The sequence below is a fragment of the Methanoregula sp. genome (assembly GCF_041645475.1).
Lineage (GTDB): Archaea > Halobacteriota > Methanomicrobia > Methanomicrobiales > Methanospirillaceae > Methanoregula.
In genome coordinates this window covers 74,224-100,024 of record NZ_JBAZQA010000012.1, presented here as the reverse complement: position 1 = coordinate 100,024, position 25,801 = coordinate 74,224, and the positions used below count along the sequence as shown (strand labels likewise).

General features: G+C 53.7%; 21 protein-coding genes. 15 read left to right on the top strand and 6 right to left on the bottom strand.

Annotated features, from left to right (window positions below; genetic code table 11):
* Positions 1-634: 634 nt before the first annotated feature.
* The 11 genes from WC598_RS10650 to WC598_RS10600 all read left to right on the top strand — a co-directional run bounded on the left by WC598_RS10650 (position 635) and on the right by WC598_RS10600 (position 13,640).
* Positions 635-850, top strand: coding sequence for a hypothetical protein (locus tag WC598_RS10650; protein ID WP_372961476.1), 216 nt, complete (start codon positions 635-637; stop codon positions 848-850).
* Positions 851-953: 103 nt separating this feature from the next.
* Entirely contained in the window at positions 954-1,727 is a 774-nt protein-coding gene (locus WC598_RS10645; protein ID WP_372961475.1) for an AAA family ATPase, read from the top strand.
* Between the two features lie 46 nt (positions 1,728-1,773).
* Complete coding sequence (locus tag WC598_RS10640; RefSeq protein ID WP_372961474.1) at positions 1,774-2,538, top strand: AAA family ATPase; 765 nt, start codon at positions 1,774-1,776, stop codon at positions 2,536-2,538.
* Positions 2,539-2,644: 106 nt separating this feature from the next.
* Positions 2,645-4,990: a CO dehydrogenase/acetyl-CoA synthase complex subunit alpha gene (gene cdhA, locus WC598_RS10635; protein WP_372961473.1), complete on the top strand. Its 2,346-nt coding sequence runs from the start codon at positions 2,645-2,647 to the stop codon at positions 4,988-4,990.
* Positions 4,991-5,001: 11 nt separating this feature from the next.
* Entirely contained in the window at positions 5,002-5,535 is a 534-nt protein-coding gene (gene cdhB / locus WC598_RS10630; RefSeq protein ID WP_372961472.1) for a CO dehydrogenase/acetyl-CoA synthase complex subunit epsilon, read from the top strand.
* A gap of 6 nt (positions 5,536-5,541) precedes the next feature.
* Positions 5,542-6,945, top strand: coding sequence for a CO dehydrogenase/CO-methylating acetyl-CoA synthase complex subunit beta (gene cdhC / locus WC598_RS10625; RefSeq protein WP_372961471.1), 1,404 nt, complete (start codon positions 5,542-5,544; stop codon positions 6,943-6,945).
* Complete coding sequence (gene cdhD, locus WC598_RS10620) at positions 6,926-8,170, top strand: CO dehydrogenase/acetyl-CoA synthase subunit delta (protein WP_372961470.1); 1,245 nt, start codon at positions 6,926-6,928, stop codon at positions 8,168-8,170. The genes cdhC and cdhD overlap by 20 nt, the downstream gene beginning before the upstream one ends.
* On the top strand, positions 8,167-9,618 hold the full coding sequence (gene acsC, locus WC598_RS10615) for an acetyl-CoA decarbonylase/synthase complex subunit gamma (RefSeq protein ID WP_372961469.1): 1,452 nt from the start codon (positions 8,167-8,169) through the stop codon (positions 9,616-9,618). Before cdhD ends, acsC begins: the two co-directional genes overlap by 4 nt.
* An 89-nt stretch (positions 9,619-9,707) precedes the next feature.
* On the top strand, positions 9,708-11,546 hold the full coding sequence (locus WC598_RS10610) for an ASKHA domain-containing protein (RefSeq protein WP_372961468.1): 1,839 nt from the start codon (positions 9,708-9,710) through the stop codon (positions 11,544-11,546).
* A 102-nt stretch (positions 11,547-11,648) separates the two neighbouring features.
* Positions 11,649-12,281, top strand: coding sequence for a class I SAM-dependent methyltransferase (locus WC598_RS10605; RefSeq protein WP_372961467.1), 633 nt, complete (start codon positions 11,649-11,651; stop codon positions 12,279-12,281).
* A gap of 54 nt (positions 12,282-12,335) precedes the next feature.
* Positions 12,336-13,640, top strand: coding sequence for a PEGA domain-containing protein (locus WC598_RS10600; protein WP_372961466.1), 1,305 nt, complete (start codon positions 12,336-12,338; stop codon positions 13,638-13,640).
* A 547-nt stretch (positions 13,641-14,187) separates the two neighbouring features.
* On the opposite strand, the gene WC598_RS10595 is transcribed toward WC598_RS10600, so the two are convergent.
* Positions 14,188-14,754 carry a hypothetical protein gene (locus tag WC598_RS10595; protein WP_372961465.1) on the bottom strand — a complete coding sequence of 189 codons (567 nt, stop codon included), beginning with the start codon at positions 14,752-14,754 and terminating at the stop codon, positions 14,188-14,190.
* Between the two features lie 473 nt (positions 14,755-15,227).
* Entirely contained in the window at positions 15,228-16,754 is a 1,527-nt protein-coding gene (locus tag WC598_RS10590; protein ID WP_372961464.1) for a sodium:solute symporter, read from the bottom strand.
* A gap of 265 nt (positions 16,755-17,019) precedes the next feature.
* Here WC598_RS10590 and WC598_RS10585 point away from each other — a divergent pair, with 265 nt between their 5' ends.
* Positions 17,020-18,633 carry an L-lactate permease gene (locus WC598_RS10585; protein WP_372961463.1) on the top strand — a complete coding sequence of 538 codons (1,614 nt, stop codon included), beginning with the start codon at positions 17,020-17,022 and terminating at the stop codon, positions 18,631-18,633.
* Between the two features lie 328 nt (positions 18,634-18,961).
* Positions 18,962-21,601 (top strand): PAS domain S-box protein, encoded by a 2,640-nt coding sequence (locus tag WC598_RS10580; RefSeq protein WP_372961462.1) that lies wholly within the window; start codon positions 18,962-18,964, stop codon positions 21,599-21,601.
* A 27-nt stretch (positions 21,602-21,628) separates the two neighbouring features.
* Here the strand turns inward: WC598_RS10580 and WC598_RS10575 are convergent, their stop codons facing one another.
* Entirely contained in the window at positions 21,629-21,790 is a 162-nt protein-coding gene (locus WC598_RS10575) for a hypothetical protein (protein WP_372961461.1), read from the bottom strand.
* A 128-nt stretch (positions 21,791-21,918) separates the two neighbouring features.
* Here WC598_RS10575 and WC598_RS10570 point away from each other — a divergent pair, with 128 nt between their 5' ends.
* Positions 21,919-22,425 (top strand): shikimate kinase, encoded by a 507-nt coding sequence (locus WC598_RS10570; RefSeq protein ID WP_372961460.1) that lies wholly within the window; start codon positions 21,919-21,921, stop codon positions 22,423-22,425.
* 273 nt (positions 22,426-22,698) lie between these two features.
* On the opposite strand, the gene WC598_RS10565 is transcribed toward WC598_RS10570, so the two are convergent.
* Positions 22,699-23,004 (bottom strand): hypothetical protein, encoded by a 306-nt coding sequence (locus WC598_RS10565; protein WP_372961459.1) that lies wholly within the window; start codon positions 23,002-23,004, stop codon positions 22,699-22,701.
* Between WC598_RS10565 and WC598_RS10560 the strand changes: the two genes are divergently transcribed.
* Complete coding sequence (locus tag WC598_RS10560; RefSeq protein WP_372961458.1) at positions 23,003-23,581, top strand: hypothetical protein; 579 nt, start codon at positions 23,003-23,005, stop codon at positions 23,579-23,581. The genes WC598_RS10565 and WC598_RS10560 overlap by 2 nt on opposite strands.
* Positions 23,582-23,600: 19 nt before the next feature.
* Here WC598_RS10560 and WC598_RS10555 read toward each other — a convergent pair whose 3' ends face one another.
* Together WC598_RS10555 and WC598_RS10550 are read right to left on the bottom strand one after the other, a co-directional pair.
* Positions 23,601-24,782: a type IV pilin gene (locus tag WC598_RS10555; RefSeq protein ID WP_372961457.1), complete on the bottom strand. Its 1,182-nt coding sequence runs from the start codon at positions 24,780-24,782 to the stop codon at positions 23,601-23,603.
* 21 nt (positions 24,783-24,803) lie between these two features.
* Positions 24,804-25,781 (bottom strand): hypothetical protein, encoded by a 978-nt coding sequence (locus WC598_RS10550; protein ID WP_372961456.1) that lies wholly within the window; start codon positions 25,779-25,781, stop codon positions 24,804-24,806.
* Positions 25,782-25,801 lie beyond the last annotated feature (20 nt).

Genomic DNA, 25,801 nt, shown 5'->3' with positions numbered 1-25,801 from the left:
CCCTTCTCGTTATCGGTAAGATAATTTAGTACGATATCTCTTAGATTCATGCCCTGTTCCTCTTTGTTTGCAATTCACTGTTGGATACAGGGCATCTTCACTTTTACAGCACTTCGTGTACACTACCTAATATTCTGTTACACTCTTTTTTTTACCCAATTTTTCGTAACCGTTAAAAAACCAAAATACAACGGTATATGTTTTTGAAAATGACCCGGTATGAATGGGTAAATCCTTAAGGTAAAATAAGCCCTATATGGGTCCCTTTTCCCTCATTGGAACTCCGGTCAATGTCGGAAAACCCCGGATAGCCCTCTTTTTCACTTCCTGTGGAAAATAATCTCAATTCTCGCCCCTTTCGTCAAAATTCGGCTGAAATCCACCTCATACAATGGCCATTCCCGGTGTTCTGGCGGACCCGGATTTTGCGACCTATCTTTCTCCAACCGGGCAGGAGAATCGCTAAAAAAACTATGGATATGACGGTCATATTTTTCGGGAAATATTCTGGGATGGGGGGGAAAACCATGCAAATACCAGAAAAACAACTAAATCAGGAATCCATCACCAGGATTTCAGGCAGATTCCTCCAACTCCCCCACACCCCTTTATCATCCCAGCCCGCCTACAACGGATGAGCATACCTATGGTTGACTTTTCCTATATCTGCAAGAACCTCGCCGGTTCCCAGCCAACAAAGGGTCAGGAATCCGGGCTTCCCCAGTGTACGAAACACCAGGTACCGGGTGAGTACTGCACGGTTGATTCCCAAGAAGAAGCAACCGCGGCAAAAAAGAAATGCCCGTCTGCAGATTTTCTCAAGATTGTAAGTTTCAAGAGAAAAAAATAATCCCGTAATGTTTTTTTTGTTAATGTGGCGGGAGCCGGTTTTTTCTGCCGCGTTCCAGTACTCTTTTATCATGGACGCATAACGTCTACTAAGCGGAGAGGAAATGAAGATCGCGGTCTGCGGGAAGGGTGGCGTTGGCAAGACCTTTATTGCCGGGTCGCTTGCACGATGCCTGGTTGAATCGGGACACCCCGTCATTGCTATCGATGCCGACTCTTCCCCCAATCTGGCCTTGTCCCTTGGTCTCACCAGTGAAGAGGCGGCCCGTATTGCTCCCGTTGCAGAAAACGATGCCCTGATCCGGCTCAAGACCGGTACCGATTATTCCGGCGTATTCCGGCTTACGTTCACGGTGGACGATATCATACGGGACCACGCCACCCCCACACCCTCGGGGGCCCATCTTCTCGTTATGGGGACGGTCAGGGCAATGGGAAGCGGGTGCGCCTGCCCGGCCCATTCGGTAGTAAAGGCCCTGATGCGCCACCTGGTGGTGGAGCGGGACGATGCGGTTATCCTTGACATGGAAGCCGGCATCGAGCATCTCGGCAGGGGTACGACGCGACACGTTGATTCCCTGCTCGTGGTCACGGATGCGAACCGGAAATCGCTCGAAGTTGCTGCAACGATCTGCCGGCTTGCCCGCGGGTCGGATATCGCCCGCGTCGGGCTTGTCGGAAACCGTGTTGAGGGAGAGCGCCACGAGACGGCCATCCGGGAGTTCGCCCGGGAGCATGGCCTTGAGGTAATCGCGCTGATCCCCTATGATGCCGGTGTAGCCGAAGCCGGTATATCGGGAACTGCGATTGATGAAACTGCATCCACAGCATTCCGGGCAATCTGTAATCTTGCCCGGGATCTGGGAGAACGCAAATGATACTACCCTCAATACCGGGTGCGATCATTCGGGAGGAACTTCTGGTATGAAAACGATTGTGACAATGGGCCGGGGAGGAACCGGCAAAACGAGCTTTGTTGCCCTGATGGCCCGGTATCTTATTAAGAAGAAGCAGACGCCGATTCTTCTTGTTGATGCCGACCCGGACCAGAATCTTGCCGAGATGGTTGGAGTTGATCTCGAATCTGCCGGCAAGTCCACGATTGCCGAACTGCTCTCGGATACCTTCATTGCCCGTGGGGGAACGACTGTTGGAATCCCCCCGTCCAAACGGATTGAAACGCGCATCTGGGAAGACGGGCTCTATGAGGGGGATGACTTTGATCTCCTGTCGGTAGGAACCAAGTGGGTTGAAGGATGCTACTGCCTTCCCGATGCAGCCTTGAAAAATGCGCTCGGCCAGATTACACGGCAGTACCGGTATATCCTCATCGATTCTCCCGGGGGCCTTGAGCACCTGAACCGGAAGATCGCTCATGATGTTGACCTGATCTTCGATGTCATGGGCCCGTCCAGCAAGTCCTTTGCCCACGTCAAGCGTGCACACCGGGTGATCCAGGAAGTGGGGATCTCATTCCGGCGGTTTTACGTTGTCGGGGGATATGCGTTCCCGGGCGATCTCCATGAGAGGGCAGCAGCCGAAACCGGCCTCCCGTATATCGGTAAGATCGAACGCGACGACGACCTGGCAGCGCACGTCCTGGCCGGGAAATCCCTGCTGGATCTCCCTGACTCCTCGGTGGCCTGCCGCTCCGTTTCTGCACTGCTGGATTTTGTTCTTCCGGAATAACTGCAAAGAGAGCCGCGCCTCTCTTTTTTCAGGCGATGGTAACTACGATAACCTTATTTGAACGATCCCTCAATGTATAGATGAATTCTCCCGGGTGGTATACGGTATGAGTAAGAATGGTGTGAATATCAGAATACAGGATCTCAAGACCGATGGCGCACACCTCCGCGATCTCAATATCACCATCGGATCAGTACTCCGGGATACCTGGGAAGAAAAACAGGGACCAACGCCGTTTCCCTCCTTGACAACGCTGCGATCATGGGACAAGCGACTTTTGAACCGGTACAAACCGTTCTACATGCCCTTCTGCGATCTCTGCTGCCTCTGCACGTACGGGAAGTGCGATCTCACCGGGAAAAAACGGGGAGCGTGCGGCATCTCGATGCCGGCCCAGCAGTCCCGCACCGTGCTCATCTCTGCCTGCATCGGGGCTGCAACGCACACAAGCCACTCCCGGGAACTCCTTACGTACCTGACGGAAAAGTTCGGCCGCGATCATCCCATCAACTTCGGGGACGTGGGAATCGAGGTCGAAGCCCCTATTACCCGGCTGGTCTGCGGGATAAAACCCACGAACCTTGGGGACCTTGAATCTGTCCTGGATTATTGCGAGAGCCAGATAACCCAGCTCCTCGCGGTAACGCATACCGGCCAGGAGGGCAACAACCTGGATTTCGAGTCCAAGATCTTCCACGCCGGCATGATCGATCACGTTGGTATGGAAGTTGCGGATATCGCCCAGATCTCCAGCCTGAACTTTCCCCGGGCAGACCCGGAAGCTGCTCTCGTGGATCTCGGGCTTGGCACCGTTGACCTGGAAAAACCGGTCATTCTTGTCATCGGCCATAATGTGCCCCCTGCGGCAAGCATCATCGATTACCTCCGCGATAACGGGCTCGTGTCCGCTATCGAAGTGACCGGCATCTGCTGCACCGCCATTGACATGACGCGGTATTCGTCGAAGGCAAAAATTATCGGGCCGATATCATGGCAGCTCCGCTACATCCGGAGCGGTGTTCCCGATGTGATCGTCATCGACGAGCAGTGCGTCCGTACGGACACGCTCGAAGAAGCGGCCCTTATCCATACCCCGCTCATTGCAACGAGCGAGAAGAACTGCCTGGGCCTTGTTGACCGGACGGAAGATTCCGTTGAGGATATTGTCGAAGGATTCGTGAGCGGGACCGTTACCGGAGCCCTCATTCTCGACCCGGAAAAAGTGGGTGCCGTTGCGGTCCGTACCGCCCAGGCCCTTTCCCCGAAGCGGAAGAAGAAGGGAACCATTCCCTCAAAAGAGCAGCTTGTTGAGTTTGCGAAGAAGTGCACCCAGTGCATGCTCTGCCGCAGGGCATGTCCCAACGATCTCCCGCTCCCCCAGGCTATCAAAGCCGCTGCCGGTGGCAACCTCTCCGGCCTGGACGAGATCTACGATGACTGTCTCGGGTGCGGGCGCTGCGAACCTGCCTGCGCCCAGAAGATCCCGGTCCACAGCCTCATTGTATCTGCTGCCGACAAAAAGACCCGGGAAGACACGTACTGTCTCCGCACCGGCAGGGGTCCTATCCGGGACGTGGAGATCCGGAAAGTGGGCGGACCTATTGTTCTTGGGGAGATCCCCGGGGTTGTGGCCTTTGTCGGGTGTGCCAACTATCCCAAGGGTTCCCGTGAAGTAGCAGAGATGTGCATGGAATTTGCAAAACGCCGCTACATTGTCTGCACCTCGGGCTGCTCGGCCATGTCTGCCGGCATGTTCCGCAATGAGGAAGGAAAGACTGCGTACGAGCAGTACTCCGGTGCCTTTGAGGCCGGGGGAATCGTCAATGTCGGCTCCTGCGTTGCAAACTCCCACATTGCCGGTGCAGCCATCAAGATTGCGAGCGTCTTTGCAAAGCGCCCGCTGCGGGGCAATTACGAAGAGATTGCCGATTACGTGTACAACCGTGTCGGGGCAGTCGGGGTTGCATGGGGTGCGATGTCGCAGAAAGCGGTGGCGATTGCCGCAGGATTCTGGCGCCTGGGCATTCCCGTTGTTGTTGGCCCGCATGGCACCAAGTACCGCCGGATGCTGCTCGGGAGAGCTGACCGTGAGGAAGACTGGTACGTGCACGATGCACGGACCGGCGATAAGGTGTACGTGGGCCCGGTGCCCGAACACCTCTTCTTTGCAGCCGAGACAAAAGAGGAGGCAATGGTGATGATTGCAAAGCTCACCATGCGGCCCAATGACACAAGCAAGGGCCGGGCCAACAAGCTGGCCCACTATATCGATCTCCACAAACGGCTGGTTGGCGGGATACCTGCGGATGTCAGCCTCTTTGTGCGGACCCGTGCAGATATCCCCCTCACCATGAAGGACGAGATCGAGCGCCACCTTGCCGGGCAGAACTGGACAGAGCGTCCTATTCCCGACCCAACGCTCCTGCCCCGCATGATCCACAAGAGGGTGTGATTACCGTGCCGATGAACGAATCCTGGCAGACCGCAGAGATACCCGGCCCCAAGAAGGCTTCTCTCATTGTCAAGCCGGAGATTGCCGACGCTATAATCCGGCGGGCAAAACGCCCGATCCTGATCGTGGGCCACGGCATCCTCGAGTACGATGTCGAGGGGAAAAAACTCATCGACTGTCTCATCGCCCTTGCCCGGAAAGGAAATATACCGGTCGTGGTTACCGCAAGCACCAACCGGGAATTCCTTTCAAGGGATTTCAAGCCTGCCGCAATTATGCCTGCCGTGGATATCTCGAACCGGCTCACGGATCCTGTGTGGAAAGGTCTCGATGGCAAAGATCCCTACGATCTTGCGATCTTCGTCGGCCTGCCCTATGCAATGGAGTCTACCCTCTTATCGGGGCTCAAACATTTTGCACCGGGCGTGAAGACCATGACCCTTGACTGCCTGTACCAGCCCAACGCGAGCTGGTCGTTTCCCAACAGCACCATAAAGGACTGGGCCGAGAGCCTGAAGGGAATTGTCTCAAACCTGGGGGACTGAGATACCATGTTCGAGAGTATACCTGTTGAAGTCGGCCTTGTCCATGAAGGAGAGCGTGTCCGGAAAAACGACATGCAGGTCGAGCTTGGCGGCCCGTCCATTCCGGAAAAGTTCGAGATCGTGAGAGTCCGCGAACCGGGGCAGATTGAGGACGGGGCCATACGGATCCTGGGCCCGGATATCAGCGATATGGAGGAGGGGAAACATTACCCTCTGGGTATTGTTGTGGAAATTGCCGGGGCCCGGATCGAGACCGATCTTGAAGGCGTTGTTGAACGGCACATCCACGAGTACTGCAACTATATCCAGGGCTTCATGCACCTCAACCAGCGGTACGACATCTGGATCCGCCTCTCAAAGAAATCGTTCCGCAAAGGCCTCACCTCGTTCCGGTTCATCGGCCAGGTCATGATCGAGCTCTTCCGGAACGAGCTGCCCATCATCGAAAAGATCCAGATCTCGTTTATCACCGACATAGAGAAGATCGGCCCCCTTTACGCAGAAGCCCTCCAGACCTACGAGGCGCGGGATGCCCGGGCCCGGGGTCTTTTGGATGAGGAAGTCGATTCATTCTATGGCTGTGCCCTCTGCCAGTCCTTTGCCCCAACCCATGTCTGCGTGATCACCCCTCAGCGGTATGCCAACTGCGGGGCCATCAGCTGGTTCGACGGCCGGGCAGCAGCCGGTATCGACCCGAACGGCCCGATTTACGCAATCGAGAAGGGTGAATGCCTGGACGCGGAGAAGGGCGAGTACAGCGGGGTGAACGAAAGTGCCAAGAAGCGATCCATGGGCGAAGTGAACCGGGTCTACCTCTATTCTGCGTTCGGGTATCCCCATACCTCCTGCGGCTGTTTCGAGGGCATCGCGTTTTACATTCCCGAGGCTGACGGATTTGGGATCGTGCTCCGCAGTTTCCGCGACCCGACCGTGAACGGTCTTCCCTTCTCCACCATGGCAGACTCTACGGCCGGCGGGCGCCAGGTTGAAGGGTTCCACGGGATCTCGATCGAGTACATGCGATCCGGCAAGTTCATGCACGCCGACGGGGGGTATGACCGGGTTGTCTGGATGCCGCTTGAGACAAAGGAACGGCTCAAAGAGTTCATTCCTGCGGGCGTGTACGACGCCATTGCCACCGAGATTGACGCGACTTCCATTCCCGAGCTCAAAAAATTCTTAGAGGAACACCACCACCCGGTAACCCTGCGGTGGGAAGCGGAGAACGAAGCATTGCAGGAGATCCCCGGCGGCCAGACGCTCTTTGCTGCCGGTGATATCCCCCTCAATGTCGGAGGGTATAAGATCATTTTGAAGAATGCCCGGATCACGGCAGAAAAAGTGATCATCCAGCCAATACGGCCGAAATCCCCCCAGGGAGGTGATTCCCATGGCGCAAAAAAGGATTGATCTCACAACGGACAACGAGAAGCTCCTTGCGCTCGCACCCCAGCTCCTGGAACTGCTCAGGGGCGTTCATCAGGTAGAGCTTGAGAACTTCACCATGGAGATCGGCGACCTTGAACTCTTCATCCCGGCCTTTGGCAGCCTGCCGGCTCCGGCACTTTCTTCTGCCGGCATTGCAACGTTCGCTCCTCCAAAACCAACAGAGTTATACCGGGAATCTTACAAACCCCTTGAAATCTCGTATCCCGGCAAGATCCGGGAAGTGACCCTGGGAGCAACCCGGGCCGAAGGCGGGAGCAGGTCAAAGACCATCACCATTGGCGGTGCAACAACCCCGGCATACTTTGACGGTCTGCACCTCCCTCCCCATCTCCCGGTCATTGCCCTCGATGTCTTCGATATGAATGTCTCCCTCCCGAAAGTACTCCGGGAGAACGTTTCCGAAGTGATGAATGACCCGGCCGAATGGGCGAAGATGAATGTAAAGAAATTCGGGGCCGATGTCATCACCATCCACTTAATGAGCACCGATCCCCTCTTCAAGGACGCAACGCCCGCATCGGCCGTGAAGACGGTCGAGGATATCCTCCAGGCCGTAGATGTTCCCGTTATTGTCGGCGGGTGTGGCGATCCCCGGAAAGATGCAGAGGTCTTCACCGCAGTTGCCGAGATGGCCGAGGGGGAGCGTCTCCTCTTGAACTCGGTCACGCTGGACATGGCCGAATCCAAAACCCTTGAGCGGGTTGCAACGGCTGCAAAGGATCACGGGCATGTCCTGCTCGCCTTCACCGGCCTTGAACTGAACAATGCCAAGGAACTCAACCGCCGGCTCTACAAGTTCATCCCGCCCGAACAGATCGTCATGGACTTGACCACCGTCGCCCTTGGCTATGGCCTTGAGTATTCCTTCACCATCCACGAACGGGCCCGATATGCCGCACTGATGGGCGACTCGGAACTTGCCCACCCGGTGATATCCGCAGCAACCAATGCCTGGGCAGCCAGGGAAGCCTGGATGAAGATGCCCTCCATTTACGGCTCACGGGAACTCCGGGGACCGGTCTGGGAGACTATCAATGCGTTGACCCTTCTCCTTGCCGGTATGGATCTCTTCTTGATGATGCACCCGGCCGCGGTTCTGACCCTCAAGGACATCATCCACCGGCTCGAAAAACCCGGAAGCGCCCGGGCCGACCGGATACAGGACTGGGTGAGCGTGAGATTATGAGCGGTACGGGAAGCATGCCGGAACAGAAGCGCAAGAAAAGTATACGGGAGATAAGCCCCATCGACGTGTACAAGTCGCTCCCGAAGACGAACTGCCGCGAGTGTGGCGAAGCCAACTGCATGGCCTTTGCCACCCGCCTTGTCAACGGGGAACTGGTGCTGAACGACTGTCCCCCGATCCTCACAGACGGGAACAGCAAATCATACGATACTCTCTCAACCCTTCTCGCACCACCGGTCCGGGCAGTGGAGATTGGCACCGGGGAATACCGGATGACGATTGGCGGGAAATATGTGCTCCAGCGCCATGAGTTTACCTATCATAACCCTACGCCGATTGCGCTCGATGTCCACGACCTCATGCCGGAAGAGGAGCTGCTGGAACGTGTCCGCCATATCGAAGAGTTCTCCTACAACTATATCGGCAGAAAACTGGTGCTGAATGCAATTGCCGTCCGCTCCTGTTCCAACGATCCTAAGACATTCCGGTCCGCGGTCCGGAAAATTGCCGGGATAAGCCACTATCCCCTGATCCTCTGCGCCCTGGATCCCGAAGTCATGGAAGCAGGACTCCTGGAAGCAGGAGACCGGCGTCCCCTTATCTATGCCGCAACCGAGAGCACGTGGAAAGAGATGGCCGAGCTCTCGCTCACTTACAATGCCCCCCTCGTGGTCTTTGCGCCGGGCGATCTCGGTCTTCTCCGCTCGCTTGTAAAAACTCTGCGGGAATATGGCGTAACCGATCTCGTGCTTGACCCGGGCACGTTTGCCGAAGAAGGGCTCTCGGACACGATAACCAGTTTCACCGCTATCCGGGCCGGGGCCTGCAGGAATTTTGATGACCTGTTCGGGTACCCTCTGCTGGGAGTTCCGCTCACGGTCTGGACCGGCGAGGAGATCTCCGACGATGTCCTCAAGTGGCGGGAAGCCATCACGGCTTCCATGCTCCTCTCGCGGTATGCCGACCTGCTCATCATGCACAGCATGGATGGCTGGGTGCTCCTGCCCCAGCTCATCTGGCGGTTCAATATCTATACCGACCCGCGGAAGCCCGTGTCTGTTGAATCCGGGGTAAAGACTTTCGGCAGGCCGAATCCGGAATCCCCGGTGCTCATCACCACCAATTACGCGCTCACGTTCTTTACGGTAGAGTCGGACATCAAGGCCGCCAATCTCGACTGTTATCTCGTTGTTGTCGATACCGGTGGCCTGAGTGTTGAGAGTGCGGTTGCAGGCCGTTACTTCACGGCCGATTCCATAGCACATGCCTTAAAGACGTACAATGTCCCGGCCCTTGTCAGCCACACAACCCTGATCATCCCGGGCCTTGCAGCCCGGCTGAGCGGTGAAGCCGAGGAAGCGACCGGGTGGCAGATCCTGGTGGGGCCAAAAGACTCGTCCGGCATCCCCCAGTTCCTCCGGGAACGCTGGCCCCCGGAACCGGCCTGATTACCGGCACCCCAAAACCCCGGTCTTTCAGGGTCTGGCGGGAATCCGGGATGCCTGAATAAATGTCCCCCAGTCCCAGGAGTCACGGTATGGCAGAAAACGTCAGTGTTGTATTCCACCCGGTAAACCGGATTGTCAGCGTACCCTCCGGTGCAACCGTGCTCGAAGCAATACGGAAGGCAGGAATCCAGTTCGAGAGTATCTGCGGGGGAAAAGGGGAATGCAACAAATGCCGGGTCATCTTCCTGAACGGTTCATCCGATATTGGTACGGTTGAGAGCCTCAAGGGTCTTACTCCTGACGAGATCGCCCGGAACTACTGCCGGGCCTGCCAGACACACGTGCTTGGCAACAGCGAGTTTGTCATTCCAGTCGAGAGCCGGATCGATGCACCGAAGATTCTCGTGAATCATACAGAAACCGGAAATGTTTTTTTCCCTGCCGTGACAAAACACCTGCTTGTTGTCGAAGATTCCCATCACTCTTCCTATGGTAACCGCTCGCTGAAACTTGGCGGGTACAGCGGTTCCCGCCCCCACATGACAAGGCACCAGAACCACCTGCTCACGTCAGCAAAGGATACTGTCACGGTCACCATCACAAGGACAAACCGGTATCCCGAAGTTCTTTCAGTCGAGCCCGGCGATACGACCCGGGAGATCTTTGGTCTTGCCCTTGATCTCGGGACAACCACGGTTGTTGGGATCCTCGTGGATCTCACGACCGGAAAAACCTGCGGTCAGGCTTCCGCCATGAACCGGCAGATCACGTTTGGCGAAGAGCTCCTCACCCGTATCGCGTATGCAAAAAAACATGACGGGAAAAAGAAACTCCAGGCTGCTGCCGTGGAGAGTATCAACGAAGTGATCGGGATGCTTGCAACAACCGCGGGGATCTCCAGCCATTCCATCTATGATGTCTGTATTGCCGGCAATACGGTCATGCACCACCTCTTCCTCGGCCAGGACACCGCCCCTCTCGAGATCGCGAACATGGAGATCTCCCGTAAACCGGTTATAGTCCGGGCAGGCACGCTCGGACTCGCGGTCAACCCGGAGTCCTGGGTGTTCTGTCTCCCGAACGTGAGCCGGTTTGTTGGCGGCGATGCGGTTGGCGATGTTGTTGCCTCGGGAATGTACCGCTCGGAGGAACTCTCGCTCCTCATCGATCTTGGCACGAACGGCGAAGTTGTTCTTGGCAATGCTGAGTGGTCTTCTTCGGTCTCGTGCGCCTCCGGGCCGGCATTTGAAGGCGCCGGGATTTCCTCGGGAATGCGGGCCATGCGGGGAGCTATTGATCATGTTGCAATCGATCCCGAAACATCCGTTGTCACCTGGACAACGATTGATCAGGAACTGCCGCGGGGAATATGCGGTTCCGGGATCATCGATGCGGCTGCGGCAATGGTCACTGCCGGTATCCTTGATTTTACCGGTAAATTCGTGGAAGGAAAACCCGGTGTCCGGAAGGGGCCGGACGGTCCTGAGTATGTGCTTGTGGGAAACGGGAAGACAGCCACCGGCCGGGATATTGTCATAACACGCCAGGATATGGCGTACCTTATCGATTCCAAGGCAGCAGCGTGCGGCTCTATCGGCGTATTGTTAAAGAAATACCGGGTTCGTGTTCAGGATATACGGCATGTCTACCTGGCCGGGGCGTTTGGTGCGTATTCCGATAAGGAAAAGATTGTCCGTTTTGGCATTATCCCGGATTTTCCAGCTGCTGAGTATCACACACTCGGGAACGGTTCTCTCTCCGGCGCTCTCTTACTGCTCATCTCGATGAACCGGCGCAATGATGCCGAAACCGTTGCAAAAAAGATGGTGTACATTGATCTTCTTGTTGATGCGGATTTTATCGAGGAATATTCTGCTGCCGTGTATATCCCCGGGAAAAAAGAATACTTTCCCGGTACCATGAACTGAGCCCTGCCTGAATGGTTCCGCATTATGGTGAAACGAACGGTCTGATATGCCAGAAGGGAGACAATGCAAATCCGAAATGAGATTATCAGAGGTGATCCACTGATGCACAACCGGGATAAGGAGGCCTGGGAAAAAGATTATTCAGCCCGGGGCCCGGTCTGGAGCGGCGCAGTGCCCGGTCTCCCGTTCCTGCCCGTATCCTCCCGCGTGCTGGAGCTGGGATGCGGAAACGGCAAGACGCTTGCCGGGATGCTGAACAAAGGGTGGGAGGTAACTGCCACGGATTTCTCCCGTAACGCAGTCTCCCTTTGCCGGCAGGTCCTGCCTTGTGGCTCTTCCTGTGAACTCACGCTCTCGGATGCCAGAAGATTGCCGTTCCGGACCGGCTCGTTTGATTGTGTATTCGCCTATCATGTTCTCGGGCACCTTGCTGCGGATGACCGTGTCTTCGTTGCCGATGGGATAGAACGGATTCTTTGTCCGGGCGGCAGCCTCTTCTTCTGCGAATTCTCGAAAGAGGATTTCCGGTTCGGCAAAGGTACTGAGACCGGACCGGGAACATTTGTGCGGGGAAACGGGATCAGTACCCATTATTTCACGGAAGAAGAGGTTCGCAACCTGTTCTTGCAATTCGACACGGAATCCCTTGACAAAAAAACCTGGACAATGCGAATCCGGGGCCGGGATTATACCCGATCGGAAATTTATGCGGTTTTTAAAAAACAAAATCCTTAACTCCGGACGGAAACGTTTTTTTGGATCTGTGCCGATGACCTTCTGGTAGATTGTATGAGGAATAAAACGCTTATTTCCTGTGTCCTTATCGGGATTATCCTTCTCTGTATCCCGGCAGCCAGCGCCCTTGGCGGCGGAGAGGGCTGGATTGAAGTCCGCTGTAATGTTGATGGGGCAAGTGTCAGCTTCAATGGAGAGTACCAGGGAGTTATTTCCGGTGGTTCCCTCACGGTCCCGGTGTATACAACCGGAACCCCGATCCGGACGGTATCCGTGGAAAAGAGCGGGTATAACCCGTATTCAACATCCGTTGAGATGCCGGAAGCAGGGCAGACCCGGGTTGTGTACGCAACCCTGAACCCGGTCCCGACCATCGTGCCCATTAACTATGGCTCGATCTCGGTCACCTCCCAGCCATCCGGTGCACAGATCTATTTCAACGGGGATTACCGCGGTCTCTCCCCGCTGACCATCAGCGATGTCTGGCCCGGAACCTATACGATCGAAGCCGATCTTGCGGGATACCAGTCGTTCACCACTTCCGTCTCTGTATCCTCGGGCCTTCGGTCAAGCGTGTACTGCCCGATGACAAAGCTCGTAACCTCAGGTTCCCTCTATGTCATATCCCAGCCCACCAATGCAAAGGTGTATCTCGATGGAGTATATAGGGGGATAACACCAATCACGCTCAACAACCTGGCTGCAACAACTCATATCGTACAGCTGGATTATCCGGGCTATTATGACTGGAAATCAACCGTAGAGGTACCTGCCGGCGGGACACGGACCGTTTCCGGGACCTTAAATCCCATGCCGGTCAGCAGCACCGGGTGGATCTATGTCTCTTCCAGCCCCGGTGGCGCCACCGTTACTATTGACGGAGTAAACTTTGGACAGACCCCGGCATCCGGATCGCTCAAACTGAATAATATCCCGGTGGGCGAACGCACCGTGGCCCTCACACTCTCCGGATACCACCCATACTCGGTTGTCACGAGCGTCTCTCCGAACACCGTTTCAGAAGTGAGTAAAATCCTCCAGCCGCTCTCACCTTCTGCCGGGCGGGGATCCCTCTCGGTCTCCTCAACCCCAGCCGGTGCAAACGTGCTGCTTGACAACAACTTCATTGGCATCACGCCGCTCACGGTCAATGACGTGACTGCCGGCAACCATCTCCTGACCCTGACCCTGGACGGGTACCAGGAATATTCGACAACAACCCTGGTCAATGCCGGTGCAACGAGCACGGTCTCGGCAGCTCTCCTCAAGGTGAGTCCCACCCAGAAGTCTCCGCTGCTCCCGGTAACGGCACTGGGCGCCCTGTTCATCATCGCCCTGTACATGCGGCGAAAAAACTGATTTTTTTTTGTTCTGGAGAAAAAACGAATCCGGAATGGGGTTGAACCGACAGTTGAAAGATTCAAGGTACAATCACTCCTTTTTCTTGATCTGATGTCAAAGAACCGGAGAACCATAAAATATCCGCCAGCCGTACTATCTGGTCTGGCCATGCATCCCTTTCGTTGGTAAAATCAACCTATCTGAACCCTTATTCCAGTACATATTTTAAGAGAATATTCACCCACCCTCAGTTACCGGTCTCTTTTTTTATTCAAGGATTTCAGTAACCAGCATAACGGATATTTTTTCGGTGAGGTTGGGGATATGGGGGGGTATGGGGAGTTTTTATCTTTTCCTGGTACCCCATGTTACAATTCACCAGAAGGATGTGAACCGGTACTTCCTGTTTCTCACCATTGGGGTTTTCCCATGAAAATCAACTAAGTTGAGTTAACCGATCTCACCAGAACAAAGTATGGGTATTTGATTTTCATGGTTCGGGTGTGAAAACCGTTCATGGGTGTTTCTACAGAGCTAAAAAAAATAAAAATGAGAGGGGGTGGAGTTAGTTCTGTGCATGGTGCATGAATTTCATGCGGACAATGCAGTTATCGACAAGATTCCTTAAGTCGATAACCGTAACGGTATTGCGTGCACATCTTTTCTTACCGGGGGTGCTGTTCCTTACCAGACTCCGTACGGGGATCTTCTTCTGCGCTGTGTGCCTCATACCGGTCCGTGTTGGGGTATAACTTTTGTTGAGAGCCGTGGGAATGCCGGGAACAAGGATCCCAACACATGAGTCCTGGATCTTCTCGTCCAGCATCACAAAGCTGGCAGGTTTATGCCCTTCCTGCCCGCCCTGCATGGTAAGGCACTCATCGAGATTAAAGACGATCGTGTTTCTCCGGTTGCACCGGAGAAAGTGCCTGGTCATGGAGACCGGCGTACATGACTGTATCATCCTGAGATCCCTAATGACATCAATTGTCTCGGAGAGGTCGATGCCATACTGAACATCACCAATATCAAAGCCAAGCAGCCTTCTGGTCTTGGGGGACGGTGCATTTTCATAATTATGCTCAGGGATTTCACGTGATACGGTTGTTTGTTGACATTGTACGTCAGCCATTTTTCTTCACCACAGTCTTTCTCATTGACTTATGCTGGTTTTACCAGCCGTTTTTATTCATTCTCCTGGTATCCTTCCGTTAAAATGCCGCAAATGGACGGGATTTCTGCACGCAGTCCTTACATTCTGGCTGTGTGCAAGATCCTGCCTGACGGAATCTTCTGCTTTGCGGCTCTGATAGGAAGGTCTTTGTAACGATATATAAATGAGCCCATACGCACGGCATATATGCCGAGCAATCGAGTATGCATTTTCTTACACAACCTCATCACGCGATCGGTGTGGAAGGAGGAAATGGAGAGACCGAACCTCATTTCCAAATTTTAATCCCGTATTATTATTCCCACGAGTAAATGGAGCGGAATTCCTGCAATTCCCTGCAAATGCATGGCACATTTCCCTGCATTATAAAAAATAAGGAACGCAACCCGGAAATCCTGTTGAAAGAGGGTGTTAAAACCCGAAAAAAAAGATTATTGCTTTGAGATGTACCAGCCGGTCTGGGTCTCGTCAAGAACCTTGTCGGCCGTCTTCTTTGTCAGCAGGCTGACAATAATCATCGCGAGGATTGCGAGGATGAACGAGTATGCCGAGAAGTGCAGGGGAATCTTCCCGAAGTCGACCCCGAAAGCCGCGAGCTTGATGTAGTTGAGCATACCGAATGTGAGCGATGAGACAAGGCCGAGCGCCATGGCGGCAAGGGCCCCTTCCCGCGTTGCCCCCCGCCAGTACAGGCCGGCAAGGAGCGGGACGGCAAAGGTGGAGAGCATGACCCCGATACCCATCCAGATAAGGATGGCGAGCATCTCCGGAGGGTTGATGGCAAGGATCATGGTGCCGATGGCTGAGAGGACTACAACTATCTTTGAAAGGAGGAGAACGGTCTTGTCGGGAGCATCAGGCCGGAGGACTTTCTTGTAAAGATCCCATGAGCACATTCCCCCGATGGTAAGCATAAGCCGATCGGTGGTGGACATAACGGCTGCAAGGACGATGACTGCAAAGACTGCCCAGAGTGCGAGGATAGGGAGGGATGACTGGATCCCGTAAAGGATGACAAAATCTCCGGCATTGGCTACCTTGGGGAGAACAAATGTGCCCTCTTTTACCATGACGGCGCCGGCAAAACCCGTGAATTTTAACAGGAACATGACGATTGCGTACGTGATGAAGGCAACAATTGGTGCCCACTTGAAATATTTGACATCCTTGATTGCGAGCACGTTATTGATGACATGCGGGGCGCAGGCAAGGCCGACCATCAGCAGAACCGCAAACGACACAACGTACGGGATCCCGAACGCCCCGGATGGCATCCACGGCATGACAAGGTTCGGGTTGATGCCGGCCATGACATCATTGACATGCGCAAAACCACCGGCATAGAAGATGATGATGGGTGCCATGATGAGAACGCCGCCAATCAGGATGATCGACTGGATCAGCGATGCCCAGGCAACGGCATAGAGTCCGCCAATCGCGGTATAGACGGTTGTGATGACGGTTGCAATCACCAATGCCAGCCAGAGCGGTATCCCGAAGAGCCACATAAGAACTATCGCGATTGCCGAGTATTGTCCCACGAGATAGATCAGCGATACAATGATACCCGCAACAGCCGCGAGCGATCGCAGGGCGGTCGGGCTCTCGTACCGGTGGGCAAGATAGTCCTGTACCGTAATGTACCCGGCCGTCCTTGCCACATTGTGAAGCTTGACCCCGAAGAAGATGATACAGAACCCGATAGAGAGCGGGACAAATATCTGTTCCCAGATAGTCGGCCAGCCGGCCTTGAACCCGAGTCCCGAAACGCCGAGAAGCGACATTCCCGATGCAACCGTTCCTATCATCAGGAGGACAAAGACCCAGAACCCGAGCTGGCGGCCCGCCACGAGGTAGTCTTCGGTGTTCTTGATCTTCTTTGATGCCCACGCTCCTATTGCGAGCATTCCCAGGAAATAGAGCGCAACTACGCCGATGGTAATAATATCGGCTTCCATCAGTCATGCCCCCTGAATGAAATTCCCCAGTAGAGCAGTGCTGCGATAACGACAACCAGAACGAAGCCTACCGCAATTATCGTGATATCCGGTAATCCAAACATTGTACCATGTTAATTTGTTGCATGCTAACATATAACACGATCGAAATTGATTGGCAGTATCTCCCCGTAGCATGAAGCAACGGGCGAACCAGGCCCGGCCCGGGTTTATTTTATAAAAAAAACAATATATCCATATCAAAGCGATACCGTTTTGCTGGACAATGACGGATCATCCTGAGCATTTTCCGGAAGGTATCTCCATGGATCTCGTGGTTCTGTTTTTTCTTGCTGTCCTGCCAATTCTCGTAATTTTTGCCGGGCTTGTATTCTTCCGGCTGTCCGGCACGCTCATGGGCGTTATTGGCTGGCTCTTAACGGTTATCCTTGCCGTACTCTTCTTCCAGACTTCGCCCGTAATTGCACTCTCTGCCTCCTGGGCCGGTGTCCTGTCCTCGTTTGGCATCTCGCTGATGGTGCTCTTTACCATCCTTCAGGTAACGATGATGGACATGACCGGTGCAATCAGCCGGATCACGGTGTACATCAAATCCATTGCCGCCGAGCGCTACGAGCAGATCATGATCTTAAACGTTGGCTTCGGGTCGTTTCTTGTCTCCATTGGCGCAACGCCGGTTACGATGCTTCCGCCAATCATGCTTGCCCTGGGTTTTTCACCCATAGCGGCCGTCGCCCTCCCCTGCCTCGGATACGATCCGCTCACGTCCTTCTCGCTTCTTGCGGTTCCCATCACCATCCCGGCTTCGGCGTTTGGTTTCGATGCCAAGGCCCTTGGGTGTTCCGTTGCGCTTTTCCTCCCGGTCATCTCAACCGGAATCGCCCTCGGGATGCTCTGGGTAGCGGACGGGTTTGAGGGCGTAAGAAAAGGATTTTTAACCGCAGTCATTGCCGGCCTGACGCTTGGGCTCTCCGCTCTTGTTTTTGTCAATATTCTGCCCGCCTCCGCGATAGGGCTTGTCGGCGTTTTTTCGGGGCTTGTAACCATTGTTGTCCTTTTTCTCCTGCGGGCCCTGCGGGGAAAGCCGGTGATTTTGGCCGGACCTGCGGAAACCCCGGTGGCTGAAGAGATCGGTATGCCCCTCTGGAAAGCGGCGTTCCCGTGGATCCTGCTCGTGACCTTTGCAGTTCTCATCAGCATACCGTTTCTCCAGACCGGGCTCTACAATTTTCTCGGGCCCGTTCAGAAAATTCCGGTTATTGCCGACAAATTCGTTGACCTGAAACTTTTAAACCAGGCTTACTTCTGGGTGCTTGTCAGCACGATCCTTGCGGCTCCGCTCCTCATACGGACCCGCGATGAGGCAAAAAATATTCTGTCCTTATGGGTAAAGCGCGCCTGGGCCCCGACCCTTGCAGCCATGGTCTTCTTTGCCATTGCCTATGTCATGGACTGGTCCGGCCGATCGGTTGTCAACAACTCCTTATCCTATCTGCCCGGCGCCGATGCTTTCAACATGAACGCGGTGATAGGTCTCGCCCTTGCCCTCTTCTTTGGGATCGGTTTCCCGCTCATCAGCCCGACACTGGGTCTTCTCGGGGCATTCATCTCCGGCAGCGAAGCCTCTTCGAACGTGATGTTCTATGGCATCCTGAAGAAATCCACGGATGTTCTCGATCTCAACTTTATCCCGGTCTATGCAGCTCATGCAGTTGCCGGCGGGGTTGCATCGGGCGTGGCCGTTGCCAAGATCGTGAATGCTGCAGCCGTAATCGACAAACTGGGAATTGAAGGTGACGTGATCCGTAAGGTTGCACCGGTGGCAATTGTGCTGACGCTCCTCACGGGGCTCATGCTCTGCATAATGCTGGTACTCTGACACGTTTCCTCTGAAAACCAGAATACCGTTTTTCCTTCATTTGATAGTTTTAAGAGCGGTTCACCCATCGCATCCCGGCTACGGATTCCCGCTCAGTCCGGAGTAATTTGTTGAATGATAAGAACATGAAACGCGGTAATCCGGTTAAAAACAATACGTTTTTTTTCTGTCTCACCCTGCAGCCCACACCGGATTATCCCGGTGGTATGAGTAAACCCCGTAGTTAACTCACGGGGAATCCGCATCCCGGCGCGTTGTCCGGGTCCAGGCATATGCGATCTCTTTTTAAGCAATATTGGATGATAACTGGATAATATCAGGATTCCGCATGTACCGTATCCTCTATGTTGATGACGAAGAACATCTCCTGAACGCGGGCAAACTATATCTTGAACGAACGTCCGGGTTTTCGGTGACTCCGGCATTATCGGCAATCGAAGGCCTCGAGATTCTCAAAGCCGGTTCGTTCGATGCCATTGTTTCCGATTTCCAGATGCCGAAAATGGACGGGATCGAATTCTTAAAAGAAGTGCGCCTTACGTTCGGAACGATCCCTTTCATCCTCTTCACCGGCAAGGGACGCGAGGAGATTATCATCCAGGCACTCAACGAAGGGGCGGATTTTTATCTCCAGAAAGGCGGGGGGCCGAAAGCCCAGTTTACCGAACTGATGCATAAGATCAGCATAGCTGTCGAGCGGAACCGGGCAAAGGATGAACTGCGGGAGAGCGAACGGAGGTTCCAGACCCTGCTCGACTCGATACCGAACATCTCGGTTCAGGGATACGGGCCGGATGGGATCGTCAATTACTGGAACAAGGCAAATGAGCTGCTCTATGGGTATACGGCTGAGGAAGCGGTTGGTAAAAACATTGTCGACCTGATTGTTCCTTTGGAGATGCGGGAAATTATCCGTCAGGAGATCGGGCGCAGTTCCGTTACCGGAGTCATGCCCCCGGCGTCCGAAAAATACCTTGTTCATAAAAACGGCACCCGTATTCCGGTCTATTCCAGCCATGTCATGCTGCCGCACCCGGGTCACGAGCCGGATTTTTTCTGCCTGGATATCGACATGACCCGGCAGAAGGAGGCCGAAGCCGCGCTCAGAGAGAGCGAAGAGAAGTACCGGAACCTGGTAAACAATATCCAGGATATGGTCTGGGAGACGACTGCTGATCTCCGCATCACCTATGTCAGTCCGTCACAGGAACGGATAACCGGTTATCCGATAGATGAGATGATTGGCCATTCCCTCATTGACCTCCTTACGCCCGCATCTGCGCTCGACGTAAGGAACCGACTCACTTCCCACAGGGATAAAGCAATGAGTGGTTCTGCCGGGCAATCCCGTGTATTTGTGATTGAGGGAAAGAAAAAAGACGGGGGAACCATCTGGATGGAGGTCAGTTCAAGCCCCATACTTGGTCCGGACGGAACCCTGGCCGGTTTCCGCGGCGTGAACCGGGACATCAGTGAGCGTATCAGTAATGAAGCCGCGCTCAGGGAATCCCGGAAATCCGCTGAAGAATCGTACCTGTTATTCAAAACGCTTCTTGACCATGCACCCATAGGTTTTGCCTACCTGGACACGAGCTACCGTTTCGTTCACGTCAACGAGAACATTGCAAAGATCAGCGGATTTACGGTATCCGAGTGCCTCGGGCGGGCAGTCGAAGAAGTTGTACCGGACATCTGGCCAAAGGTAAAAGACGATTTATCCAGGATCCTGGAAACCGGCATCTCCATAACCAATCGGGAGCTGGAATGCAGAACCCAGGCAAACCCGGGTGAGACGCGGTTCTGGATTACCAGTTCTTATCCGATAAGGATGGACGGAGCGGAAATTATCGGCCTTGGTCTGATAGTAATTGACATCACGGAACGCAAGCGAATCGAGCTGAAACTTAACGAGAGCGGGATGCGTTTCCAGAATATTTACAGCAAGTCCCCCATAGCGATAGAAAGTTTCACCCGGGAGGGGACTCTCATTGACATTAATGAGGCCGGCTGTGCACTCTTTGGTATCACTTCCCCCGATGCGGTGAAGGGATTCCGGCTCTTTGACGACCCGAACATTCCTCCTGATCAGTCCGGGTTGCTGAAAAACGGAAAAACAATACGCTATGAATCCGATTTCGATTTCGATCTGGTAAACCGGCTGGGACTTTACCCAACAACCCGAAGTGGCAGGATCTCCCTTGACGTGCTGATAACCCCGGTAAAGGATAAAGACTGCAGGATATCGGAATACCTGGTGCAGGTGATCGATATTACTGAACGCAAACGGGCGGAAAATGCCCTGCGGATTGCAAACCAGAAACTGAACCTGCTTTCGGGCATAACCCGGCACGATATACGCAACCAGCTCTTCTCGTTGGACGCGTACCTTGAGCTCACCAGGGACAGTCTGGGGGATAGAGCAACGACTGCTGAGAATATCGCCCAGGCAGAACAGATCTCCGCCACCATCGGGCGTCAGATCCTCTTCACCAAGGAATATGAGACTCTCGGCATCAAAGCCCCGGCCTGGCAGAATCCCGATACCGGTATAAAGACTGCCGCGGCATGGCTCGATCTCAAGGGTCTCCGACTCGAAATTACCGGCTGTGAATCCGTTGAGATCCTCGCAGACCCGCTCCTCGAAAAAGTGTTCTTCAACCTGCTCGACAATGCCCGGCGCCACAGTGGCGGGGCCGCCCGGAGCATCCGCTTTTCAGCCCATGAATCAAAAGACGGTCTTGTCCTTGTCTGCGAAGATGACGGCATCGGTGTCCCGGTAGAGGACAAGGATCTGATCTTCTCCCGCGGGTATGGGAAAAACTCCGGCTTCGGGCTCTTTCTCATCCGGGAAATCCTCGCCATTACCGGGATCCTGATAACGGAAACCGGTGTACCGGGAAAAGGAGCCCGGTTCGAGATCGCGGTCCCGAAGGGAGCATACCGGTTCACCGGCACCGGCCGGGAATAAGAGAGCCCCGGGGTTTTAACCGGACCGTTACCACGCTTTCCAGCCGTGGGACCTGCACTTTTTCAAAAATTCGCCGAAACGCCGGAAATACTGTTTTTCTGTCAGCCGGAAGCCCTTGTTGAGGTGCTTCCGGGTTTTTGCGGTGTGATGCCGGAACAGGTTTCCTGAGATCCTGATGGTGTCTGACATACAATATTTCTGATAGAGTAGTATTCATTTTCAAACTTTGTGGTGGGAGCAGGGAACTTTAAAAGGCAATGGAGGGAACTGGTTTTATCCATAAAAACTCACTATCCCTTCCTGAGGCTGCGGACACTATGAAGAACATTATTATCATCGGTATGCCCGGCGCCGGCAAGAGCACGCTCGGCGTGATCCTGGCAAAAACCCTTGGCTGGAAATTTTCCGATACGGATCTTGTGCTGCAGGAACGGACAGGAAGGCTCCTGCAGGAGGTTATCGATACTGACGGGACTGACGCGTTCAAGAAGATTGAGGAGCAGATAGTCCTTTCCCTTCACTGCGATAACACGGTCATTGCCACGGGAGGCAGTGTTGTCTTCAGCGAACGGGCAATGGAGCACCTGAAATCCGAGGGCATTGTCCTGTACCTCAGGATCTCCTGTGATGAGATGATAAGGCGGCTTGGCAACATCACAACACGGGGAATTGTCCTTCCTGATGGCGAGAGCCTTCCTGAAATGTATAACGAGAGGATCCCGCTGTACGAGAGGTATGCCGATATAACAATCGATTGTTCCAGCGATCCGTTTGAGAAGGTTATCAGCAGAGTTCTTGACAAACTTCCAAAGATCTCAAAATAGTGTTGTAACGGTAATTGCGGCAGCCTGGCCGGAAAATCAGATACGGTCATACAACCCGGTCCTCCGGTCATTTCCCGGATGATCGCGAAATCAGAATCCCCGCATGTATCTTCGCGTGCCCGGGATCCGGGCCGGAGGATGAGACCCCACGTTGAGGGTCTTTTCGAGAATTTTACGGATCCGCGACCGGGCCGGAACGGTCAGGACCTCTGGTATTCATTCCGGGGCGGCGGAATAATCAATATCGTGTCGAGGGACGGGAGAGAGATCGGGTTATACTTTGGAATAATCGAACTCCTTGACAGAGCCGTGGCCGGTTGATCTGCTTGAACCAAGGCCGAGCATCGGGTCACGCTTCTTCTGCCGGGGTTTATCGGAAGGTTCCGCGTGCCGGGTTTTTTTAAGGAAACACTCAACCGGGTCCTGCCCGCCTTCACAGGTCCGGTCCTTAAACTCCCCGCAATCCCCGCAGGCTGGAACCTGGCTTGGCAGCAGCGTGGGGAAATGGTTGTTCCAGAGTATTGCATCGATCTTTCCTGATTCCAGGAATCGCTGGATATGCCGTGCCGTATATTTCATGCAGGGTGTATGGGGGGTTCGTGGATATATAGGCGAAGGTGAAAAGATCCTTATTTGCGTGCAGGATGGGAGTCTGGATGATTCAGTTGTTGTGGGAAAGAGGTGTTCAGCAGAACGTTTTGACCCACAAATCAGGTTATTTGTGGGTTATTCTTTTTTGAGACAGACAGAGCCAATACAGGCAAGGTCAAATATCTGCATTTTCGGGCAGGGACAGCATACAGAAAAAGAACCGTTTTACCCGGATCAGAGCGGCTCCGTTCCGGCGGGGGTATCTGGCGGTTTGACTGACAAATGGTACACGTATACCGATTTCAGCGGCATGCATGTTGGGGATTTGGTCAATGTTATTTCTGCAGAGCAAAAAAACGGTTTTTTTACGGAAAATGGAAAGAGGGGGTATGGGTTTTTTCAGGAAGGGATTGACAGGCAAAGGAAGATACGGGACACGTATGTAACGTGTTTTGGACGATATCCCATTCAATCAGCCACGCATACCGGTATTCGAAGAGCAAAAAAGATCTCATACACGTACCTCTCTTTCAAGCAGGAGATCCAACTACCCGTGGAACGATAATATACCTCATGAGAAAAAATCAGAGTCCAAGACCGGTTTGAGTGACACCATTGATTTTTATTGTTCCTGACCAGCCGACAATGAAGACGGGTGACTGGGAACTTCCCGGTGCACTGATCAGGAACATACCATTATTGATAGGGCGGAAATTTTCAAAATCAAACGATGCAGAATCGAGTCCGGATAAAATGGTTGTATCATTGACAATAAAGGATGTGACGGTCGCTTTGGGCCCGTTCTGGACTGCATGTACACCGAGTGACGAATCGAGATCTTTGTACTGGGAAATCCAGGTATGGCAGAGCCGGTTCGTTTTGATGCTTTGATAGGTAGTACCGTTTGCAAAAACAACTCTCATGGAAATTTCAGACGGCTGGGCTCCTGCCATTTCCCATACCGCGGGGGCCATGCCATAGAAAATAAAATCGCTCGGACCGTGGTCGGTAGGAAACCAGATGGCAACTTTATCGCCCGTTGTCAGGGAAATTGTGGTTACAACATCACAATTGTTGTTTCCCCAGACAATAGACGAATTGGGTTGGTTTACCGTGAAATTGAAATGATACGTGGGTGCTCCGGAACTATCTCCCTTAAGAAGGCCGTTCAGCACAGCATTCTGTTTCATAAAATTGATCCGCTGCACGGTCACGTTCTTTTGGTATTGTGCAACAACAATCTCCGGCGGGATCTGGTTTGCACAGGCCCAGTTCCTTACCGCTGAACAGTCAAGATATGGGAGAAGGTCCGGAAGCACACTGCCGGAACTCACAACATCAGGAGCAGCCTGGTTGATCAGGACACCACCTCCCATGCTTGTATTGCCGTAGACAATGTTGACCGTATGGGGTGCGGTTGTTATGGGGATAATCAGGTTCTTTCCAAGGGACCACGGGCACGAGCTGCCGCTGCAACCGGAAACATTGTACAACGCAGGCACTCCATCGAGCAGCACGCTGAAATCCCCCGCATTCAGGGTGTCACCACCGTTGTGATAAATGTATAATGTAGTCCCGGTATTATTGATCCCGGCTATGAATTTCAGGCTGGGGACCTGTGTAGGAAGCGGTTGGGAAAAAACAGCAACGGCAATAATACTGACCCCAGCAACAACAAGCGAGATGAGCAGGATCGTTCCGATAGTTTCTGATACACCTGAACAGGAATCAGGGTCCCGGCACACTCTCGTCTCATTCCGCATCATGAACCTCCGGTTTCCTGTTGATCATCCTGCTACCCCGGATGCGATATTTTCGAGCGCAACATAAAATTCAGCACGCTGGACATACAGCGACACATCTTTCCAGGCAGGGTTCGGGTTTGTTCCGGTAATGGAGAGATATGCAGTTGTTGTTTTTTGACTGGTATTATAGAGAGTCCCTGTTTTATATGCCAGAGGATCAATCTGGTTGCGGACTGCAATATCATTGAACACATCCGCCCACATGGCAGCTGTTGCAGGATCGGTACAGGTGACCGAGAGGTTGACCCAGGTGTTGGAAATGTACGGGTCGGTCGAGATATTATACTTGGGAAGGATCCTCTCCCGGGTATCTACGCGGGTCGGACCATTCCCGCTCAGGGTTCCTCCCCCAACAACCTGGACCGGGGCGATATTCACAACAAAGGTTTTGTTGCTGTTTTCTGCAGCGGTGGAGATCGAGATCAGGGGGGATATCCGGTTCGTGATACCATCATCCTGCTGGAGAAAAACACCCCCGAGCTGGTAGGAATACCGCTGCTGGATCCAGTAATTGTTATGCGAGCTGTACTCAAGGGAAGTTATGTTGATCGGAAAATCCACCAGCGCAGATTTGTACGCGTGATAACTGCTGCTGTCGATATCAAAGGTATCACCTGTCTTATTGACAGAAATGGTTGCATAGGAAGAGACGGGTTTGAGCATGGGGACAAACAACCCGCCTGCCTGAGTATTGCCACCACCTGTACCAAGATTGAATGCCGTTGAGGTCATGACCGGACTTAAATTATTGACAAGAAGCGAGGTCCGGATATTGTCCAGCGTGAATTTATAATCCGTAAATTGCATACTGATACGATTCATCTGTGCGATCTCGCTCTCCCTGCCGGTGGCAGGGACAACATAATTTACATAAAACGAGAGAACCACAACAACGATTGCAAGGATCAGAACAACACCTATCACTTCAGATAGTGCATCATTGTTGGGGATAGTATTCACATCCTACTGCTGGTAGTAAC

What these genes read in the sequence shown, in the direction of transcription:
- WC598_RS10650 (WP_372961476.1), top strand. Translation starts at nt 635, where the DNA reads ATGAGCATACCTATGGTTGACTTTTCCTATATCTGCAAGAACCTCGCC.
- WC598_RS10645 (WP_372961475.1), top strand. Translation starts at nt 954, where the DNA reads ATGAAGATCGCGGTCTGCGGGAAGGGTGGCGTTGGCAAGACCTTTATT.
- WC598_RS10640 (WP_372961474.1), top strand. Translation starts at nt 1,774, where the DNA reads ATGAAAACGATTGTGACAATGGGCCGGGGAGGAACCGGCAAAACGAGC.
- cdhA (WP_372961473.1), top strand. Translation starts at nt 2,645, where the DNA reads ATGAGTAAGAATGGTGTGAATATCAGAATACAGGATCTCAAGACCGAT.
- cdhB (WP_372961472.1), top strand. Translation starts at nt 5,002, where the DNA reads ATGAACGAATCCTGGCAGACCGCAGAGATACCCGGCCCCAAGAAGGCT.
- cdhC (WP_372961471.1), top strand. Translation starts at nt 5,542, where the DNA reads ATGTTCGAGAGTATACCTGTTGAAGTCGGCCTTGTCCATGAAGGAGAG.
- cdhD (WP_372961470.1), top strand. Translation starts at nt 6,926, where the DNA reads ATGGCGCAAAAAAGGATTGATCTCACAACGGACAACGAGAAGCTCCTT.
- acsC (WP_372961469.1), top strand. Translation starts at nt 8,167, where the DNA reads ATGAGCGGTACGGGAAGCATGCCGGAACAGAAGCGCAAGAAAAGTATA.
- WC598_RS10610 (WP_372961468.1), top strand. Translation starts at nt 9,708, where the DNA reads ATGGCAGAAAACGTCAGTGTTGTATTCCACCCGGTAAACCGGATTGTC.
- WC598_RS10605 (WP_372961467.1), top strand. Translation starts at nt 11,649, where the DNA reads ATGCACAACCGGGATAAGGAGGCCTGGGAAAAAGATTATTCAGCCCGG.
- WC598_RS10600 (WP_372961466.1), top strand. Translation starts at nt 12,336, where the DNA reads ATGAGGAATAAAACGCTTATTTCCTGTGTCCTTATCGGGATTATCCTT.
- WC598_RS10595 (WP_372961465.1), bottom strand. Translation starts at nt 14,754, where the DNA reads ATGGCTGACGTACAATGTCAACAAACAACCGTATCACGTGAAATCCCT.
- WC598_RS10590 (WP_372961464.1), bottom strand. Translation starts at nt 16,754, where the DNA reads ATGGAAGCCGATATTATTACCATCGGCGTAGTTGCGCTCTATTTCCTG.
- WC598_RS10585 (WP_372961463.1), top strand. Translation starts at nt 17,020, where the DNA reads ATGACGGATCATCCTGAGCATTTTCCGGAAGGTATCTCCATGGATCTC.
- WC598_RS10580 (WP_372961462.1), top strand. Translation starts at nt 18,962, where the DNA reads ATGTACCGTATCCTCTATGTTGATGACGAAGAACATCTCCTGAACGCG.
- WC598_RS10575 (WP_372961461.1), bottom strand. Translation starts at nt 21,790, where the DNA reads ATGTCAGACACCATCAGGATCTCAGGAAACCTGTTCCGGCATCACACC.
- WC598_RS10570 (WP_372961460.1), top strand. Translation starts at nt 21,919, where the DNA reads ATGAAGAACATTATTATCATCGGTATGCCCGGCGCCGGCAAGAGCACG.
- WC598_RS10560 (WP_372961458.1), top strand. Translation starts at nt 23,003, where the DNA reads ATGCAGGGTGTATGGGGGGTTCGTGGATATATAGGCGAAGGTGAAAAG.
- WC598_RS10565 (WP_372961459.1), bottom strand. Translation starts at nt 23,004, where the DNA reads ATGAAATATACGGCACGGCATATCCAGCGATTCCTGGAATCAGGAAAG.
- WC598_RS10555 (WP_372961457.1), bottom strand. Translation starts at nt 24,782, where the DNA reads ATGATGCGGAATGAGACGAGAGTGTGCCGGGACCCTGATTCCTGTTCA.